Below are 18,619 nucleotides of genomic sequence, written 5' to 3'. Positions count from 1 at the left end.
GGTCTGTCATCGGGACCAGAGTATAGTCTTCGCCAAATCGAAGTCGCGGATGATATCAAGCTCCCGCACCAGTGCTTTTTCGAATTTGACCTCATCGACTCTGTCGCCGATTAGAATATCGCTCCTTGGCATCAGCCAGACATAGTTGCCTTCCAGTCGCTCCGCGATGGCCAGAGCCCCAATGCTTGGGTCCAATTTCGTACAGTGGACGTCGTAGCGCGCCGAATAGGTCAAAGGAACCGGCTCCGATGCGTGCTATTCGTCTGGTCGGATCAGTTCGAACGTATCCTTGACAACGGTGTAGTCGCGGTACCCCATACGCGCCAAAGGCTGATAGACGGTCGCGTCGAATTTGCCATTCACAATGCAATCGTCTCGCATGTGAATACCGACAACCTCGCCGAAGACCACATAGTTGGTTTCGCCCGCCAATCGGACAATCTGGGTCATCCGGCACTCCAACGCGGCAGGTGCGTCTGCCACGCGGGCGCATTTGATCGTTTCGCACTCGATTGGCGTCAGGCCTGCATGGGCAAACTCGTCGACGTCTTTCGGAAGTGTCGCAGAACTCACGTTCATTGCATCCTGCGCGGCTGCGGCCACGACGTTGACGCAGAATTCACCGGTTTCACGGATGTTGGCCAGGCTGTCCTTGCCGTTATCCTGATCCGCCTTGTCACCGGTCGTGGAAAACATCACTTGCGGCGGCACATAGGCCACACCGTTGAAAAACGAATACGGCGCCAGGTTGTTGACGCCATCGGTGCTGCGAGTCGATATCCAGCCGATGGGACGCGGTGTGATCAGGGCGTTGAAGGGATTGTGCGGCAGGCCGTGGCCATCTTCAGGGCGATAGAACATCAATGTCTCCGATTGTTTGCCCAAGGCGTAACGTCATGCTAGGGCGATTTCCAGCTTTGATGAAAAGGCACGCAAACAGGTGATCGAACTCGGATCGGAAACCAGGGACGACCGGTGGGCAGTTGAGGCACTTTTCGACCTATGTTTTGCGCCGGGTCGCGAAGCCTTGTCGTCATACAGGTTGCGCGATGAAACCGATCCCGTGTCCGAGCTTTGTCTGGTGGCTCGTGACGACGGCGACACCATTGCCGGTGCAATTCGGTTCTGGCCGGTTCGGGTGGCCGCACAGCCTGCCTTGCTGTTAGGGCCGGTGGCCGTTCATCCGACCCATCAGGGCGAAGGGCTGGGTGCGGCGCTGATACAGGGTGGGCTGGAAGCTGCCCGCGACCGGGGATGGACCCGTGTCATTCTGGTCGGGGACGCGCCGTATTACAGCCGGTTCGGATTCCATCGAATTGAAGACGTAATTATGCCACCACCAACCAACCCAAATCGGGTTTTGGGGGCGGAACTGGTCCCGGGGGCCTGGCAGGGGCTAGCCGGGGTTGTGACCCGCTGGGATTGAAAATGTCCGGTCGCGTGCCGATCTTTACTACGTAACCAATTGGGTGGCACAGGGAACAGGCTAATGGATGACATCGTGATCGTTGATGCGCCGAATGTCGAAGACGAGCTGGAAAAGCTGGCGTCACGATATCGCGACGCCAGCGGTATCGGTGTCAAGGCTCTGACCATGCTGGGCGGCAAAGCGGAAGGTCTGCTTGACCGGCTGCCGGAAGAGATCCGCTCGCGTCTGGACGGTGCGACCGAATTGGCGCTCAGGACTGCGATGCAAACGGCCCAGGGCTCGCGCAAGGTTCTGCCAGATCAGGCCGAGTGGGTGAACACCGCTGCGACCACTGCGATGGGCGCGGCGGGCGGTTTTGGAGGCTTGCCAGCTGCCTTTGTCGAACTGCCAGCCACCACCGCCATGTTGCTGCGCTCTATTCAGGGGGTTGCCACGCAATACGGCTTCGATCCTGCCGCCGAGAATGTTCAGTTTGACTGTATTCGCGTGTTTGCGGCCTCGGGCCCGCTGGCTGTGGATGATGGGGCCGATCTGGCGTTTATCTCATTGCGGTTGACGCTCTCCGGGGGCGCGATGCAAAAACTGATCGCAAGCGTCGCACCACGACTTGCCGCCGTGCTGGGGCAGAAACTTGCAGCGCAAACCGTCCCCGTTCTTGGGGCGGTGGCCGGGGCAAGCATCAATCTGATCTACGCTCAGTACTATCAGCAGATCGCACATGTGCATTTCGGTTTGCGCCGGCTGGCGATTGATGCGGACGTGCCGATGGACACGCTGGTCAAGCGGCTGGAAATCAAGATGAACAAGCGTTTGACTTGATTTCTGGCCCCACCCTATGTGGCGCGATTTTCATCTATGTTGAGGTAAGTCACGCTTTGTAATACAATATGTTGCATCTGTTAGAAAAATGTCATGTGATTTCGCGGGGCAACCCGGTATAGTTTATGTACAGGTCAAGAGAATAGCTGTCTGCCAATGGGTAAGGAGTTTCCATCCAGAATTCGCGCCGCGATAGATGCAGGGGCGATCAATCAGTACGCAGCCTTGTGTTATCGTACAGATGGCAATCGCACGCGCGTTTTGTTGATAACCTCACGCGGGACCCAGCGCTGGATCGTGCCGAAAGGATGGCTGATCTCGGGGCTGTCACCTGCCGAAACTGCCGCGCGGGAAGCCTGGGAAGAAGCGGGGGTTCGAGGCAAGTTGATTGATCGCAATCTTGGGTTTTACACCTACGACAAGTTAATGAACTCGGGCAAAACCCGGCCTTGTGTCGCCATGGTTTTTCCGATCTCGGTGAAACGTCTGGCCTCGCAGTTTCCGGAACGCGACGAACGGCGACGGAAATGGTTTTCACCCAAAAAGGCGGCGGCCCGGGTTCAGGAACCTGAACTGGCAGGTATCCTGCGCAACTTCGACCCAACCAAGCTACGCTGATGGCCACGCCCCCTTGATCTTGGGGCCACACCGGATATCTATTCGCACATCCGGAGAAACGAACCGACCATGATTCAATATGCTTTGAAATGCGCCGACGGCCACAAGTTTGACAGCTGGTTTCAATCGGCATCGGCGTTCGACAAGCTGAATGGTGCAGGCATGGTTACTTGTTCGATCTGCGGCAATTCAGACGTCGAAAAAGCGATCATGACGCCACGCGTGCGACCAGCCCGTGTTGCCGCGACACCTCTGGCAGAACCCGATCAAGGGACGCTGAGTACCCCGGACACCCCAGCCGAAAAAGCCATCACCGAGATTCGTCGCAAGATCGAGGAAAATGCTGACTACGTCGGCAAGGATTTCGCGGCAGAGGCCCGGGCGATGCACGATGGCGATACTCCGGAACGTTCGATTTATGGCGAAGCCCGGATCGACGAAGCGCGCGCCCTACTTGAAGACGGCGTTCCCGTAGCGCCGCTCCCTTTCATGCCCAGTCGAAAGATAAACTAACCTATGCATATTGTAATAACAGGCGCCGGTCGTGGGATCGGTCACACTCTGGCTGAATGGTATCGTTCAGCTGGCCACGACGTGACTGGAACTGCCCGGGACGGATCGGAAGCTGTCAAACTGGACGTCACCCAACCGGAAGGCGTGCAAACCTTGTCTGATTATCTGGACGGGCGGCCTGTCGATCTGCTGGTATGCAATGCTGGGGTTTATCTGGACAAGGGGCAGGCGCTTGACGGCGGCTATCCTGCGGACATGTGGGCCGACAGCTTTGCCGTGAACGTCACAGGCGTGTTCCTGACCGTTCAGGCATTGTTGCCCAACCTGCGCGCCGCTGACCCCGGCAAAATTGCGATTATTTCCTCGCAGATGGCGTCGCATACACGTGCGCCGGGCGGAAGCTATATTTATCGGGCGTCAAAGGCGGCGGCGCTGAATATCGGCCGAAACCTGGCGACCGAACTCAAGCCCGAAGGGATCCCGGTGGGGATCTATCATCCGGGATGGGTTCAGACCGACATGGGAGGCTCGACGGCGGAAATCACAGTGGACCAGGCGGTTCAGGGTCTGATGGCGCGTTTTCAGTCGCTCAACATTTCCAGCACCGGGTGTTTTGAAACCTGGGACGGGCGCGACCACCCGTTCTGATCCTTCGCGGGCCATCTACCTTGCGAGACGTTCAAGTGTCGGACGCAGGTCCGGGTGTGATGCGGCACCCGGTCCCGCTTGCCCTTGGTCGGCAACCCGCGTAAACCCGCGCCGATCAGGAAGACAAGGATGCGCGGATGCCCGTTCTGGTAATGAAATTCGGTGGCACATCGGTTGCCAATCTCGATCGCATCCGTCGTGCGGCCAAGCGGGTCGGCGTGGAAGTGGCCAAAGGCTATGATGTGATCGTGATCGTGTCGGCTATGTCCGGCAAGACAAACGAACTTGTCGGCTGGGTCGAAGAGACGTCGCCGCTGTTCGATGCGCGCGAATATGATGCGATTGTGTCGTCAGGCGAAAACGTCACAGCTGGACTAATGGCGCTGACCTTGCAGGAAATGGATGTCGCGGCCCGCAGCTGGCAGGGTTGGCAGGTGCCACTTTTGACATCGTCGGCGCATTCGTCCGCCCGGATCGAAGAGATCCCGACCGACAACATCACCCAGAAATTTGCCGAAGGCATGAAGGTCGCTGTGGTCGCCGGGTTTCAGGGGATCAGCGCCGAAGGACGGATCACCACGCTTGGCCGTGGTGGATCTGACACCACTGCCGTGGCCTTTGCCGCCGCCTTTGATGCGGAACGCTGCGATATCTATACGGATGTCGACGGGGTCTATACCACCGACCCGCGGATCTGTGAAAAGGCCCGAAAGCTGGATAAGATCGCCTTCGAAGAGATGCTTGAACTGGCTTCTTTGGGGGCCAAGGTTCTGCAAACCCGTTCCGTCGAACTGGCCATGCGATATGGCGTCCGGCTGCGCGTGCTGTCAAGCTTTGAGGAACAATCTGACAATGCGGGCACGCTTGTGTGTGCCGAGGAGGATATCATGGAATCCAATGCTGTGAATGGCGTCGCTTATTCCCGCGACGAAGCCAAAGTCACACTTTTGTCGGTCGCCGACCGTCCGGGCATCGCCGCAATCATTTTCACGGCGCTGAGCGAAGCCGGCGTGAATGTTGACATGATTGTCCAGAACATCTCGGAAGAGGGGCGGACGGACATGACGTTCTCTTGCCCGACGAACGAAGTTGCCCGGGCCGAAGCCGCATTGGCCAAGACCCGCGAAAATGGCGATCTGAATTTTGCCGAAGTTGTCGCGGATACCGCTGTTTGCAAGGTGTCTGTAGTGGGCATCGGCATGCGCAGCCAGTCAGGCGTTGCGGCCAAGATGTTCAAGGTTCTCTCGGACGAGGGGATCAATATCAAGGTCATCACAACGTCCGAAATCAAAATTTCGGTTCTGGTTGACCGGAAATACATGGAACTTGCCGTGCAGGCGCTGCATGATGCGTTCGAATTGGACAAGGCAGCCTGAGCACCGCGCACAGGCGACCTGACACCTTGATGTGAACGGAGCCTATGGCAGACGGCACGGAAACCGAAAGTCGCAAGCTGCTAGGGCGGCTTCGCGAGGTTATGGCTGGCAGTGATGCCGGGCAAACCCGTCTTGACAAAATCACCAATCTGATCGCCGACAGCATGAAGAGCGAGGTCTGCTCGGTTTATCTGTTCCGCGATGAAGAGACATTGGAACTATGTGCCACCGAAGGACTTAAGCCCGAGGCGGTTCACAAAACCCGAATGCGGCTGGGCGAAGGCCTGGTTGGGCGTGTTGCGCGCACCGGGAACATCATCAACACGCCGGATGCCCCATCGGAGCGGGGTTTTCGCTATATGGTGGAAACCGGAGAAGAACGGTTTTCGTCCTTCCTTGGGATACCGATCCAGCGCCTTGGCGATAGCCTTGGCGTTCTCGTCGTGCAATCGCGGGACGCCAGAAAGTTCTCGGCAGACGAAGTCTATGGCCTTGAGGTTGTTGCAATGGTCATCGCCGAAATGACCGAACTTGGAGCGTTTGTTGGCGAAGGCGCTGCCTTGTCGCCGCTACACCAGCAATCTGTGATGATCAAAGCGTCGACCGCACAGGAAGGCGCGGCCGAGGGGCATATCTGGTTGCACGAACCGCGCGTCGTCGTCGCAAACCCAATTGCCGAAGACCCTCATCGTGAACTGGAACGGCTTCAGGAAGCTGTCGAACAGTTGCGCGTCGGGGTCGACAAAATGCTTGAGATGTCCCGGAATGGGGACAAGGAGCAGCTACAGGTGCTTGAAGCCTATCGCATGTTTGCCAACTCCAAAGGCTGGATGCGACGCATGGAAGAGGATATTTCGCGCGGGCTTTCCGCCGAAGCTTCTGTCGAAAAAGAACAAAATCAGGCCCGGTCGCGGATGTCTCAGGTAACTGATGCGTATCTGCGTGAACGGTTGTCTGATCTGGATGACCTGTCGAACCGTTTGCTGCGCATCCTGACTGGCCAGGGCAAGGAGACCGGCGCGGATATGCCGCCCGACCCGATTTTGGTGGCGCGCAACATCGGTCCGGGCGATTTGCTCGATTATGGCCGGAGCCTGCGCGGCATTGTGCTGGAAGAAGGCTCGGTTGGCAGCCACGCCGCCATTGTGGCGCGAGCATTGGCAATTCCGTTGCTGGTGCATGCCGAAAAAATCACAACCGAAGCGCTGAACGGCGATCACATCATGGTCGATGGCGATCAGGGCGTGGTTCACCTGCGCCCTGATGATCAGGTTGTTTCGGCCTTCCGCGACAAGATCGCGATGCAGGCGAAAGCGCAGGAGCGATACACGTCCATCCGTGACAAGTTGGCCGAGACACTGGATGGCGAAGTCGTGTCGATGAACATGAATGCCGGCCTGATGACCGACCTGCCCTCGCTTGAAAGTTCTGGCGCTGAGGGCGTCGGCTTGTTTCGGACTGAATTGCAGTTCCTGATCCGCAACAAGATGCCGAAGCGGTCCGAACTGGTCGCCACATATGCACGCGTTCTGGACGCGGCGCAGGGCAAGCGGGTTGTGTTCCGCACGCTCGATATCGGATCGGACAAGGTTCTGCCTTACATGAAACCCAATGACGAACCCAACCCGGCGCTGGGCTGGCGTGCGATTCGTGTTGGATTGGACAAGCCGGGCATTTTGCGGATGCAACTTCAGGCCCTGCTGCGCGCCGCGAATGGACGGCCATTGACCATCATGTTCCCGTTCGTTGCGCAGTTTGAAGAATACCGCAGCGCGCGCGCCGAGGTCGACAAAGCGATAGCAGGCGAAATCAAACTGGGCCATGCGTTGCCATCTTCGCTGGAAGTGGGGGCGATGCTGGAAACGCCTTCCCTGGCTTTTGCGCCCCAGAAGTTTTTTGACGAGGTCGGGTTCCTGTCTATCGGGGGCAATGACCTCAAGCAGTTCTTCTTTGCAGCAGATCGCGAAAACGAACGTGTGCGACGCCGCTATGATACACTGAATGTGAGCTTTCTCAGTCTGATAGAGCGCATTGTTGAACGGTGCGAGATCTCGGGAACACCGGTCAGTTTCTGCGGCGAAGATGCAGGTCGCCCGATTGAAGCCCTGTGTCTGGCCGCGATCGGCATCCGCAACCTGTCGATGCGTCCCGCGTCGATTGGTCCGGTAAAAAGCTTGCTGCGCCGGTCAAATTTGCAAGAGGTCCGAAAGATCATCACCGACGCCCGCCATCGTGGCGAACAATCGGTGCGACCGGCTGTAATGGAGTGGTTGCGCCTGCAAGGATGAACCATCCGGCGGAAAGTTCAAAATTTCAACGTGTTAAGGCGGGAAGTGCACAGCAATCGCGGTCACGGGCGGGGCGCTCTGTTTCGTAGGATTTGCATAGTCGGTTTGAAATCACTCGGTTGGACTAGGCATATGTCGACATTGGAGTATAACTTATCCTCATGTAAACGCAGTTGCCTGTCCGTTCCTCCACTCTCTCAGAAACTGATCCACAGTTCAGGAATAGGCGGTGGATGACTGCAGCGAAATGCACGCGCTTGCGATGTTTCCTGTTTCTTGGTCAGCCGCCTGAGGCGAAGTGAGGCGCGCATGCATCAGGGTCGACAAACAGGACATTGTATTAAAAAGAGAATTCTGTAATTCTTATGCAGAATTGGTCAAAAACAGGTTCTGCCAAGATTGCACTTGCATTATGTGTGCATTTGCAACATATGTTAGCGCTAACATACAGGGAAATTCTGACAACAGATGTCCGCGCCGTCAGGTATGCTAGAACCAAGTAAGCAAACCGGCCGCTCGGGCTGAAACGGGAGTAAGTGGAACATGGTCTCGCGCGTCATTCCGGTGGACCCGTTCGATCTGGTCATTTTTGGAGCCACGGGTGATCTTGCCCGGCGCAAGATACTGCCTGCGCTTCTGCACAGGTTTCAGGTGGGGCAGATGCCGGATGATGCGCGCATCATCTGCACGGCCCGTACAAATCTGACCACAATAGCATTCCGCAAGGTGGTCCGCGAAGCGATTGAAGAATTCGTTTCGCCCGAGATGTATGACAAGGTTGATCTTACCGAGTTCCTCAAGCGGGTTGATTACGTGGCTGTTAATGCGACGGGCGACGAGGGGTGGAGCGATCTTGCCGGTTTCCTGCGTGACGGTTTTGTGCGGGCGTTTTATCTGTCGGTCAGCCCGTCGCTGTTCGCTGAAATAGCCAGCCGCCTGCATAAAGGCGGTCTTGCCACACCTGACAGCCGGATTGTGGTCGAAAAACCGTTCGGTCATGATCTGGACAGCGCCCATGCCTTGAATGAGGCATTGCGCAGCCATTTTGAAGAACACCAGATTTATCGCATCGACCATTATCTGGGTAAGGAAACCGTCCAGAACCTGATGGTCATGCGCTTTGCCAATTCGCTGTACGAACCGTTGTGGAATTCGACCCATATCGATCATGTGCAGATCACAGTGGCAGAAAGCATCGGCGTCGAAGGGCGCGGCGGGTATTACGATCAATCAGGTGCGATGCGGGACATGGTGCAGAACCACCTTGTTCAACTGTTGTGTCTGACCGCGATGGAGCCGCCGTCGAGATTTACACCAAACGCGGTGCGCGACGAAAAGGTCAAGGTGATCGAGGCGCTTGAACCGGTGGCACTGGAAGACATCGCACGCGGTCAGTACCGGGCCGCAGGAGACGTCGGCAGTTATACAGATCACGCGGGCAATCCCGACAGCCAAACCGAAAGCTTCATCGCGATGAAGGTCGAAATCGGCAACTGGCGCTGGGCCGGTACACCATTTTATCTGCGTACCGGCAAACGTCTGCGCGAACGGGTGTCCGAGATCGTCGTGGTGTTCCGCAAGCCGCCGCACATGATTTTCCCGAACGCGGGTGGTCTGCGCGGCAACGCTTTGGTGATCCGTCTGCAACCGGATGAGGGCATCACCTTGCGCACCACGATCAAGGATCCGGGGCCGGGCGGTTTGCGCCTGACCGAGGTCGCGCTGGACATGAGCTTTGCCGAAGCGCTGGGCGAAGACTCGCGCGCGCAGGATGCCTATGAACGACTGGTGATGGATGTGATCCGCGGCGATCAGACCCTGTTCATGCGCGGCGACGAAGTCGAAGCGGCCTGGGCCTGGGCTGATCCGATCATCAAAACCTGGGAAGACGCCCATCAGGATCCGTCACCCTATGATCCCGGCAGTTCCGGTCCGGAAGACGCGTTGATGCTGATGCATCGCGACGGGCGGCGCTGGCGGCAGATCGGGGCCTGAGTGGCCCGGGAAGGATTAGAGACATGACACTGAACACCACGATACGTACCGTCACCGACCGGATTATCGACCGAAGCAGCGACAGCCGCACGGCCTATCTGGAGCGTATGGCCGCTGCCCGTGACAAGGGGCCTGCGCGCGCGCATCTCAGCTGTTCTGGGCAGGCGCACGCCTTTGCCGGGGCCGGGACCGATCAGCAGGCGCTGGCAACCGGAACAGCAGGCAATCTGGGTATCATAACCACCTATAACGACATGCTGTCGGCGCATCAGCCGTTTGAACGCTTCCCGGATCTGATCCGCGCTGCGGCACGCGAAACCGGTGGAACCGCGCAAGTTGCGGGCGGGGTACCGGCGATGTGCGATGGGGTCACCCAGGGCGAAGCAGGAATGGAGTTGAGCCTGTTTTCCCGCGATGTCATCGCCATGGCGACCGGCGTCGCGCTCAGCCACAACACTTTTGACGCCGCTGTATTCCTTGGCGTTTGCGATAAGATTGTGCCCGGACTGGTGATCGCCGCACAGACATTCGGTCACCTGCCGGCTGTGTTCCTGCCAGCAGGCCCAATGACCAGCGGCTTGTCGAATGATGAAAAAGCCAAAGTGCGTCAGGCCTTTGCTGCTGGTGAAGTCGGGCGCGATGCTTTGATGGCGGCGGAAATGGCTGCCTACCATGGCCCCGGCACCTGTACGTTCTACGGCACTGCCAACACCAATCAGATGCTGATGGAGTTCATGGGCCTGCACCTTCCGGGCTCAAGCTTTGTCAATCCGGGCACGCCTCTGCGCGATGCCCTGACGCAGGAAGGTGCGAAACGCGCCTTGTCCCTGTCGGCGCTGGGGAACGATTATCGGCCGGTCTGCGAAATTCTGGACGAACGGGCCTTTGTAAACGGCATCGTCGGGCTGAACGCCACAGGCGGGTCCACCAACCTGCTGATCCACCTTGTCGCGATGGCGCGAGCGGGCGGTATCCTGCTGGATTGGGAGGATTTTTCCGAGATTTCGGATATTACTCCTTTGATTGCCCGCGTGTATCCCAACGGGCTTGCAGATGTGAACCATTTCCACGCAGCCGGGGGCCTGGGCTATGCCATTGGCACACTGCTGGACGAAGGGCTTTTGCATCCGGATACGTCTACGATCGCCGGAGACGGGTTGGCGCTGTACACACAGGAACCCAAGTTGATCGATGGAAAGTTGACCTGGCAGGACGGCGCCGGTGCAAGCCTGAACGAAAAAATCCTGCGTCCGGCTTCAGATCCGTTCCAGCCAACAGGTGGCCTGAAACGGCTGACCGGATCACTGGGAACTGCCGTCATGAAAGTGTCTGCCGTAGCGCCCGAACATCAGGTGATCGAGGCGAAGGTGCGCGTGTTTGACGATCAAGACCAGATCAAGACGGCGTTCAAGGCGGGTGAATTCACAGAAGATACGATTTTTGTGGTCCGTTTCCAGGGGCCAAAGGCGAACGGGATGCCGGAATTGCACAGTTTGACCCCTGTTTTGTCCGTTTTGCAGGGCCGGGGGATGAAAGTGGCGCTGGTTACGGACGGGCGCATGTCGGGCGCGTCAGGCAAGGTGCCTGCGGCGATCCACGTCTGCCCCGAGGCACTGGATGGCGGTCCAATCTCCAAGCTTCAGGATGGTGATCGCGTGCGCGTTGATGCACAGACCGGTGATCTTGAGATCCTCACAGAGGGCGTTTTGGAGCGTACTCCGGCAGTTGCTGACCTGACCAGCAGTGCATTCGGGACAGGACGCGAACTTTTTGCAACATTCCGGTGCGCGGTGTCCTCTGCGGATGCCGGTGCCACAGTATTCGGGGGATAACCGATGTCGATCACACCGCATGAGGCCAGCATCAAAGCGCTGGAAATCTGCAAGTTGGCACCAATTGTGCCGGTCCTGGTTGTCGAAGACGCAGCGCATGCCAGACCACTGGCCGAGGCCTTGGTCGCCGGTGGCTTGCCAGCACTGGAAGTGACATTGCGCACTCCGGCCGCATTGGACGTGATCGCTGAAATGGCGAAGGTCCCCGGCGGTGTTGTCGGCGCAGGCACGTTGCTGACACCTGAAGATGTGCGCAAGGCCAAGGCCGCAGGGGCGCAGTTCGGGGTATCCCCCGGCGCGACCGACCGGCTTCTGGATGCCTGCGAAGCCGAAGGGCTTCCGCTTTTGGCTGGCGCAGCCTCGGCCACCGAAGCGATGCGGTTGTTCGAGCGCGGCTATACCATGCTCAAGTTCTTCCCCGCCGAAGCTGCAGGTGGTGCTCCGGCTCTGGCCTCATTGGCGTCGCCCTTGCCACAGATTTCTTTCTGTCCGACCGGGGGCGTCAATCCGGGGAATGCGAAGGACTATCTGAGCCTGCCGAACGTCGTCTGCGCGGGCGGCAGTTGGGTCGCTCCAAAGGCTATGGTTCAAAGCGGCGACTGGGCCGGGATCGAGGCTTTAGCCCGCGAGGCGAGCGCACTTAGCGCGTGAGGCCTGTCAGACGGCCCGACGCAACGCGTTGGCAATCAGGGCAGGGATGCCGCAAGCAAGACCCAGAGGTGGCAGTCGAACGCCTTTGAAGTCGGCGGCGTCCAGGGCTTGCGGCACATCTTCCAAAGCGTGACCGCCTTTGGCCGCAAAGAATGGCAGGCTGATGGCCTGTTCTGACAGGCCATGTGCCGCGTCTTCAATTGACGGCGGCTGTTCAACAAACCCAAGACGGATCGGAGTGTCGGGCAATAGCGGTTGCAGGGCTTGGGCAAAGGCGCGGGTGGCATCGGCGGCCAGATCGCTGCGCGCCGAACCATGGGCGGGCAGCAACAGGGTTGTTTCCCCCATATCCCAACCATGCGACGCGGCGTGGCCCTGAACCAGATTGGCTGCCAGCGCTGGCAGGGCCGGATCCAGGCCCATGGGATCGAGAAACTGCACAGCAAAACCGTTCAAGCGTCGGCGAAGTTTGGTTCGAACGAACCAGCCATCTGCCATGAACAACGGGTAAACAAGCGTGCCAGCCGGACAATCACGGGCACGTTGTTCCAACAGATAGGGAGTGGCCATTGTCGCTGATTTTACGACCCAGCCGGGCAAGTGGTTGCGCACGCGCGCAGCAAGTGCGCCAAGGGCGGCCTCGGGGACAGGCGGAGCCGAGGGCTGGCCATGGGCAACGATCAAAGCATGCATAAAACGGTCCGGGATCAATTTCTTACGCGCAGAAGGTGGGGCAATCAGACCGCATATCCAGCCTCAGCCCCGAAAGGCGTTCGCTAGCGGAGCCGGAAGGTCGAATTCGTCCAGAACCCGTTCCCGTGCAGTGGGCGACATCTTGCGAGCCGTTTTTTCGACGATATCCTGCACCTTTTCCGGAGCATGTTTGGCGGCAAACGGGGCGAAATACCATTTCAGAAACACGAAACAGATGACGTCTTCCAGCGCTTGAACGTTGTCGTTTCGTTTGATCCCTTCCTTGCGGATCATGGTGCCGACCGTGTCGATGTCATCCTGATCGTACTGGCCAGCGGACATGATCTCGCCCACGCGGGTTGCATGATGCGCCGCCAGATCGCGCCGCCATTGGAGGTATCCGGCGCGGCCTTCGGGATAGTCTTTTCGCAAAAGCACCCAGCGTTCGATATGCTGACCGCGCGCGGCGATTTTCAAAGTGTCGGGCGCATCAGGGAACAGCCGATCCACTTCGGCACTCATCCGTTCGCCATAAAGCAGGGCTTCGGGGCGACCGTCGTCGATGCGCGGGTCGTCGGCGTTGGCTGCGTCGATTTCGGACAGTACATGTGGCAGGCGGTCCATCGGCGGTCTCCTTGGATTCGGGCCAAGTTTCGCGATTTTGGACAGGAATGTCACGGGCGAAAGGGGCGCCTCGTCAGGCCCTTATGGGCCCTCCTCGGCGCCGTCGGGGCCCGGCTTGCGCCGGGATCCTCCATTGCGTGTCATGTCAGGCGGCGCATTCCAACAGCAGGGTTCCAGCAGCCGTGTTCGAGATCGGGATATGGTAGTTCCGCGTGATCTCGGTCACGTTGTCGCCCAAGGCGCCACGCATCATCATCCACATCAGAAATTCGGTGCCTTGCGCCCCGGCCTTTTCGACCAGTTCCATCCGGGTGACCTTGGTCAGTTCTTCGGGGTTTGAGACGATGTTTTCCAGGCAATACTGATCGAATTCCTTGTTGATGAATCCGGCCCGTGCGCCATCAAGCTGATGGGACAGACCGCCGGTACCAAGGATAACGATTCTGGCGTCTTCCGGAAACGAGCGCAGTGCGCGGCCCAACGCCTTGCCGAAATCGAGTGCGCGTTTCAGGGTCGGGATTGGATGCTGCACCGTATTGGCGCTGATCGGGACTGCGCGTGGCATGTCGGGATTGTTCGGAGCACCGGGCCAGAACAATTGCATTGGCACGACAAAGCCGTGATCGACGGCCAGTTCCTGGCACGATGTGATGTCGAATTCATCCGCGACCATGGATTCTATAATATGCCAGCTAAGTTCCGGCGCACCGGGAAACGGATCGAGCGCTGGCAGGCCCCAGCCTTCGTCTTCGTTCTTGTATTCATGCGCTGCACCGATTGCGAAAGTCGGCATTTGATCCAGAAAGAACCCAAGTCCGTGATCGTTATAGATGTTGATCACATAGTCCGGCTTGTTCGCTTTGATCCAGGCGTGAACCTTGGGATACCCGTCAAAGAACGGTTTCCAATACGGATCATCATACAGCTCTTTCTGGATTGCGTTGCCAACGGCGGGAATATGCGACGTAGTGATGCCACCAAGTATTTTTGCCATGATATCCGCTCCTCACGCCTGACTTTGCAGGAAATCCTGAAATTCTTCGGTGGAGCGCCCAGTTTGCATCCCACCGACGTCCTGCACCGACAATTTGAAGATCCCTGCGAATTTGGCGAGGTAATAGATGTTGCCGCCTTCTTCGATCATGCCGAGAATATTGCGGTCACGCACCGCCTGTTTCTGAGCGTCGTTCAGGCCATATTTTTCCATGAACGCTTCCTCGTCGGCCACAAAGGCATCGCGGTTGTCCTGACGGTTGAACGCATAGCACATCTTGTTCAGGGCATAGCCTTTCATGGCCATCTTGCCGTCAAAGATCGTCGTGCCGGGGATGTGGGTGTGATGGTCGAAGCCGGGATGATCCATCGGTCTGTTCCTTCTGATCGCTTACGCCCAGTAAAGGCGCATCGGGTTGTCGATAAGCAGCTTGCGCTGCAAGTCGGATGTTCGCGCGATTCCGGGGATCTGGTCGGTCAGCAGGCCGTCATCCGGCACATGGGACTTCATGTTCGGGTGCGGCCAGTCGGTGCCCCACAGGACCCGGTCGGGAAACGTTTCAACCAGTTTGCGGGCAAAGGGCACAACGTCGTCATACGGCGGTCCGGCGACAGTCAGGCGTTCGGGGCAGCTGACTTTGGTCCAGATATTGTCGTTGCGGATCAGCAGGTTGATGAACCTCTGGAAATCGGGGTGATCGACGCCTGCCGTCACATCGGGACGCCCCATATGATCAACGACAATTGTGGTGGGCAGGCTTTCCAGAAACGGGACAAGATCTTCCAGATCAGGGGCTTCGAAGTACACCACGATGTGCCAGCCGAGCTTTGCAACACGTTCGGCAATGCCCATGAACACCTCTTTGGGCGTTGCATCGACAAGGCGTTTCACGAAATTGAAGCGAACGGCCCGGACACCGGCATCGTCCATCTCTTGCAATTCTTCATCCGTGACGTCGGGCGACACAACGGCCACACCGCGCGCCAGATCGCCGGCGGTGCGCAACGCGTCAACCATGGCGCTGTTGTCGGGACCATGGCAGCTTGCCTGAACGATCACGTTGCGCGAGAAACCAAGGTAATCGCGCAGTTCAAACAGCTTGGCTTTGGGCGCGTCACAGGGCGTGTATTTGCGTTTGGGCGAGTATGGAAAGACATCCGCCGGTCCGAACACATGGCAATGGGCGTCAACCGCGCCTTCAGGTACCTTGAAATCCGGTGTTTTCGGGTTCGGGTGAAAAGGCAGATAGTCGGGATCCATCAATTCGGTCTCCTTAGTTTGGCGCGCGCCGCCGATGTTCTTGTTCGTTGCCAAAACTATATGTGGCAAAGGGCCAGGGTGCCAGTTGGAAGCTTGGATCGGCCAATTGGATAATGTTATAGACGGTGCATCTTGATGCAGGGACGAAACGGATGCGCTCGGACTTTAGCTTTCCAAATGTCAGACACCTTTATGCAGTGCGCGAGGTGGCAGCGCATCATCGCATCAACTTGGCAGCAGATCTCGTGCACTTGTCGCAACCAGCTGTCACGCAGGCTGTCGCCAAGCTGGAACAGGCGTTGGAAGCACCACTGTTCGATCGCAAACCAGAAGGAATGTACGCCACGGAAGTGGGAGAGATCTTTTTGCGACGGGTCGGGCGTACGTTGAATTACCTGAAAGAGGGCGAGCGTATGGCGCGAAAACGTGCGCCAAAACAAGGGGCCACGGGCCGCCGGGATTTCCATCGCCTGTCTACAGCTGTTCAGCTGCGTGCCCTGACGGCGGTCGCCCGGACCGGGAACTTTAGCCATGCAGCGCGCGAGCTTGGTGTGTCGCAACCCGCCGTGCATCGAGCTGCCAAAGATCTGGAACGCCTGTCTGGATTGACCTTTTTCGAACCCGTTCGTCGTGGCGTAGAGCTGACGCTTTCGGCCGAGGTCTTTGCCCACTATGTCCGGTTGGCCAATGCCGAAATCCGGCAAGGGTATTACGAAGTCGGCGAACACCTGGGCCGGGATTCGACTCAGATTGCGGTTGGGGCCATGCCATTGTCACGTACGGCAATCCTGCCTGCTGCGATTGATCAGGTCTTGCTGGAAACCGAAGGTCAGGTTCAGATCCAATGCATCGACGGGACCTTTTCGACATTGTTGCGCGAGTTGCGGTTTGGAGAGCTCGACTTTCTGATCGGGGCCTTGCGTGATCCGCCGCCAGCGGATGACATCATCCAGGAACCGCTGTTTGATGATCCTTTGTCCGTGGTCGCGTCACGTTCGCACCCTTTGGCCGGGCAATCGAACCTGACTTTGCAGGATACACTGGCCTATCCGTGGATCGCTCCGCCCAGGCCGACGCCTTCGGGAACCTATCTGTATGAAAGCCTCAAGATCCCTCAGCTTCCCGATACGCCGGTCCGTATCGTTACAAGCTCGCTGATCTTGGTTCGGGGCCTGATGATGCGCGGGGACTATGTGACGATCATGTCGCGCAGGCAGATTGAAGTCGAGCAAGAAAACGGCCCTCTCGCCCCTTTACCAATCGAACTGAAAGACAGTGCGCGTCCGATTGGTCTGACCTTTCGCAAGGGGTGGGAGCCTACTCCGACCCAGGCCCGGTTCCTTGACATGATCCGGGCAAACGCTCGCTAACATCAAAACATGGCCCCAATTCAGCGCCACTTTTTTGCTCCGGAGAGCCAGTTCTATAACAGAAACAAATGCACGTGCTGGGCAAAGAATTTCGGTTGCCTGACACTCTCTGTTATTTCAAATCACAGAAAACGCGCCGCTTGCGCGTGCAGTGTGCAGGCAAGAGCGGTACGGTACATTTGATCACCGCCGGGGTCGTCGCGACCGTCCGGCAAACACCGCCAGCGTTCCAGAGGTTTTGGGAGGACCAAATGACCGGACCAAGCAAGGAATATGATGATATCCCGGGCACCTTCGTGTTCGACGCGGATCGGTCCCGGGAAGGGTACCATTTGAACCAGTTCTGCATCTCGCTGCGGCTGGGCAAGAACCGTGACGTGTTCAACGCCGATCAGGAATCGTATCTGGACAAGTACCCGATGACACCTGCACAGCGACAGGCCGTGCTGGACCGCGACTGGAACGAGCTGCTGCAGCTGGGTGGCAATATCTATTACACCTCAAAGCTGGCGGCGAATGACGGGATCACGTTTCAGGATCTTGCCGCGATGATGACCGGCGTCAGCCGTGACGAATACCGGGACATGATGCTGCACGGTGGCCGTTCGATTGACGGCAACCGTTATAAATCGGAATGGGAGAACGAATAATGGCTCGAGTTACCGCAGGCGTGGGGTGCAGTCATGTGCCCGCCATCGGCGTCGCCATGGACACCGGCATCACCGAGCAGCCGTATTGGCAGCCGGTTTTCGAAGGCTTCAAGAAGTCCCGTGAGTGGATGAAAGAACAAAAGCCCGACGTGGTTTTTCTGGTCTATAACGATCACTGCACTGCGTTCGATGCCTCCTGTATTCCGACCTTCGCGCTGGGCTGCGCGGCTGAATTCAAACCCGCCGACGAAGGCTGGGGGCCGCGTCCGGTTCCGGTGGTCAAGAACCATCAGAAGCTGGCCAGCCACATTGCGCAATCCGTCATTCTGGACGAATTTGACCTGACCATCATGAACGAGATGGAGGTCGACCACGGCCTGACTGTCCCGATGTCGGTGATGTTCGGGCAGCACGGTGTTGACGATGAATGGCCCACGCTGGTCATTCCGCTGGCGGTCAATGTGGTGCAGTATCCGGCCCCAACGGGCAACCGCTGTTATCAGTTGGGCAAGGCGATCCGCCGGGCCATCGACAGCTATCCCGAAGATCTGAACGTGGTGGTTTTCGGCACCGGCGGAATGAGCCACCAGTTACAGTACAAACGTGCCGGTCTGATCAATGCTGATTGGGATCAACGCTTTCTGGACCTTATGACCGAAGATCCAAAAGCCGCCAGCCAGATCCAGCATTTGGAATATCTGCGTGAAACCGGGTCCGAAGGGATCGAGATGGTCATGTGGCTGGTCATGCGCGGCGCATTGGATGAGGACGTGACCGAGGTGCATCGCCATTATCACGTTCCTGCCTCGAACACTGCCGTCGGACATATCATTCTGGAAAACCAGACTTAGGAAGGAAC

General features: G+C 58.0%; 20 protein-coding genes. 13 read left to right on the top strand and 7 right to left on the bottom strand.

Going from position 1 to position 18,619, the window contains the following annotated elements:
* Positions 1-6: 6 nt before the first annotated feature.
* Both FOY56_RS03610 and FOY56_RS03605 read right to left on the bottom strand, forming a co-directional pair.
* Complete coding sequence (locus FOY56_RS03610) at positions 7-234, bottom strand: hypothetical protein (RefSeq protein ID WP_146344418.1); 228 nt, start codon at positions 232-234, stop codon at positions 7-9.
* 21 nt (positions 235-255) lie between these two features.
* The gene (locus FOY56_RS03605) at positions 256-861 is read right to left on the bottom strand and encodes a flavin reductase family protein (protein WP_146344417.1); all 606 of its coding nucleotides are present in this window, start codon (positions 859-861) and stop codon (positions 256-258) included.
* Between the two features lie 79 nt (positions 862-940).
* Here FOY56_RS03605 and FOY56_RS03600 point away from each other — a divergent pair, with 79 nt between their 5' ends.
* The 10 genes from FOY56_RS03600 to eda all read left to right on the top strand — a co-directional run bounded on the left by FOY56_RS03600 (position 941) and on the right by eda (position 12,169).
* A complete protein-coding gene (locus FOY56_RS03600) occupies positions 941-1,426 on the top strand; it encodes a GNAT family N-acetyltransferase (RefSeq protein ID WP_146344416.1) in 486 nt (161 codons plus the stop codon).
* A gap of 63 nt (positions 1,427-1,489) precedes the next feature.
* On the top strand, positions 1,490-2,248 hold the full coding sequence (locus FOY56_RS03595; protein ID WP_146344415.1) for an EcsC family protein: 759 nt from the start codon (positions 1,490-1,492) through the stop codon (positions 2,246-2,248).
* A 156-nt stretch (positions 2,249-2,404) separates the two neighbouring features.
* Positions 2,405-2,866 (top strand): NUDIX hydrolase, encoded by a 462-nt coding sequence (locus tag FOY56_RS03590; RefSeq protein ID WP_146344414.1) that lies wholly within the window; start codon positions 2,405-2,407, stop codon positions 2,864-2,866.
* Positions 2,867-2,935: 69 nt separating this feature from the next.
* Positions 2,936-3,379 (top strand): DUF1178 family protein, encoded by a 444-nt coding sequence (locus FOY56_RS03585; protein ID WP_146344413.1) that lies wholly within the window; start codon positions 2,936-2,938, stop codon positions 3,377-3,379.
* A gap of 3 nt (positions 3,380-3,382) precedes the next feature.
* A complete protein-coding gene (locus tag FOY56_RS03580; protein WP_146344412.1) occupies positions 3,383-4,027 on the top strand; it encodes an SDR family NAD(P)-dependent oxidoreductase in 645 nt (214 codons plus the stop codon).
* A 137-nt stretch (positions 4,028-4,164) separates the two neighbouring features.
* Positions 4,165-5,403 (top strand): aspartate kinase, encoded by a 1,239-nt coding sequence (locus tag FOY56_RS03575; protein ID WP_146344411.1) that lies wholly within the window; start codon positions 4,165-4,167, stop codon positions 5,401-5,403.
* 44 nt (positions 5,404-5,447) lie between these two features.
* Complete coding sequence (gene ptsP / locus FOY56_RS03570) at positions 5,448-7,691, top strand: phosphoenolpyruvate--protein phosphotransferase (RefSeq protein ID WP_146344410.1); 2,244 nt, start codon at positions 5,448-5,450, stop codon at positions 7,689-7,691.
* 543 nt (positions 7,692-8,234) lie between these two features.
* Positions 8,235-9,686 carry a glucose-6-phosphate dehydrogenase gene (gene zwf, locus FOY56_RS03565; RefSeq protein ID WP_146344409.1) on the top strand — a complete coding sequence of 484 codons (1,452 nt, stop codon included), beginning with the start codon at positions 8,235-8,237 and terminating at the stop codon, positions 9,684-9,686.
* A gap of 23 nt (positions 9,687-9,709) precedes the next feature.
* The gene (edd, locus tag FOY56_RS03560) at positions 9,710-11,518 is read left to right on the top strand and encodes a phosphogluconate dehydratase (protein ID WP_146344408.1); all 1,809 of its coding nucleotides are present in this window, start codon (positions 9,710-9,712) and stop codon (positions 11,516-11,518) included.
* Between the two features lie 3 nt (positions 11,519-11,521).
* Positions 11,522-12,169, top strand: a complete 648-nt coding sequence (gene eda / locus FOY56_RS03555) for a bifunctional 4-hydroxy-2-oxoglutarate aldolase/2-dehydro-3-deoxy-phosphogluconate aldolase (protein ID WP_146344407.1) — start codon at positions 11,522-11,524, stop codon at positions 12,167-12,169.
* Positions 12,170-12,175: 6 nt separating this feature from the next.
* Here the strand turns inward: eda and FOY56_RS03550 are convergent, their stop codons facing one another.
* The 5 genes from FOY56_RS03550 to FOY56_RS03530 form a co-directional block, all read right to left on the bottom strand.
* The gene (locus FOY56_RS03550; protein ID WP_146344406.1) at positions 12,176-12,862 is read right to left on the bottom strand and encodes a CbiX/SirB N-terminal domain-containing protein; all 687 of its coding nucleotides are present in this window, start codon (positions 12,860-12,862) and stop codon (positions 12,176-12,178) included.
* Positions 12,863-12,925: 63 nt separating this feature from the next.
* Positions 12,926-13,486, bottom strand: coding sequence for a DUF4202 domain-containing protein (locus FOY56_RS03545; RefSeq protein ID WP_146344405.1), 561 nt, complete (start codon positions 13,484-13,486; stop codon positions 12,926-12,928).
* Positions 13,487-13,631: 145 nt separating this feature from the next.
* A complete protein-coding gene (locus FOY56_RS03540) occupies positions 13,632-14,480 on the bottom strand; it encodes a class III extradiol dioxygenase family protein (protein ID WP_146344404.1) in 849 nt (282 codons plus the stop codon).
* A 12-nt stretch (positions 14,481-14,492) separates the two neighbouring features.
* Positions 14,493-14,849: a protocatechuate 4,5-dioxygenase subunit alpha gene (locus FOY56_RS03535; RefSeq protein ID WP_146344403.1), complete on the bottom strand. Its 357-nt coding sequence runs from the start codon at positions 14,847-14,849 to the stop codon at positions 14,493-14,495.
* A 21-nt stretch (positions 14,850-14,870) separates the two neighbouring features.
* Entirely contained in the window at positions 14,871-15,740 is an 870-nt protein-coding gene (locus FOY56_RS03530) for an amidohydrolase family protein (protein ID WP_146344402.1), read from the bottom strand.
* A gap of 152 nt (positions 15,741-15,892) precedes the next feature.
* Here FOY56_RS03530 and FOY56_RS03525 point away from each other — a divergent pair, with 152 nt between their 5' ends.
* The 3 genes from FOY56_RS03525 to FOY56_RS03515 all read left to right on the top strand — a co-directional run bounded on the left by FOY56_RS03525 (position 15,893) and on the right by FOY56_RS03515 (position 18,611).
* Positions 15,893-17,110, top strand: a complete 1,218-nt coding sequence (locus FOY56_RS03525) for a LysR family transcriptional regulator (protein ID WP_146344401.1) — start codon at positions 15,893-15,895, stop codon at positions 17,108-17,110.
* Between the two features lie 251 nt (positions 17,111-17,361).
* Positions 17,362-17,760 (top strand): protocatechuate 4,5-dioxygenase subunit alpha, encoded by a 399-nt coding sequence (ligA, locus tag FOY56_RS03520; RefSeq protein WP_146344400.1) that lies wholly within the window; start codon positions 17,362-17,364, stop codon positions 17,758-17,760.
* Positions 17,760-18,611 carry a class III extradiol dioxygenase subunit beta gene (locus FOY56_RS03515; protein ID WP_146344399.1) on the top strand — a complete coding sequence of 284 codons (852 nt, stop codon included), beginning with the start codon at positions 17,760-17,762 and terminating at the stop codon, positions 18,609-18,611. The genes ligA and FOY56_RS03515 overlap by 1 nt, the downstream gene beginning before the upstream one ends.
* Positions 18,612-18,619 lie beyond the last annotated feature (8 nt).

The sequence above is a fragment of the Falsiphaeobacter marinintestinus genome (assembly GCF_007923355.1).
GTDB lineage: Bacteria > Pseudomonadota > Alphaproteobacteria > Rhodobacterales > Rhodobacteraceae > Phaeobacter_A > Phaeobacter_A marinintestinus.
The sequence above is the reverse complement of the archived record's forward strand: the minus strand, read 5'-3'. Positions and strand labels throughout refer to the sequence as shown.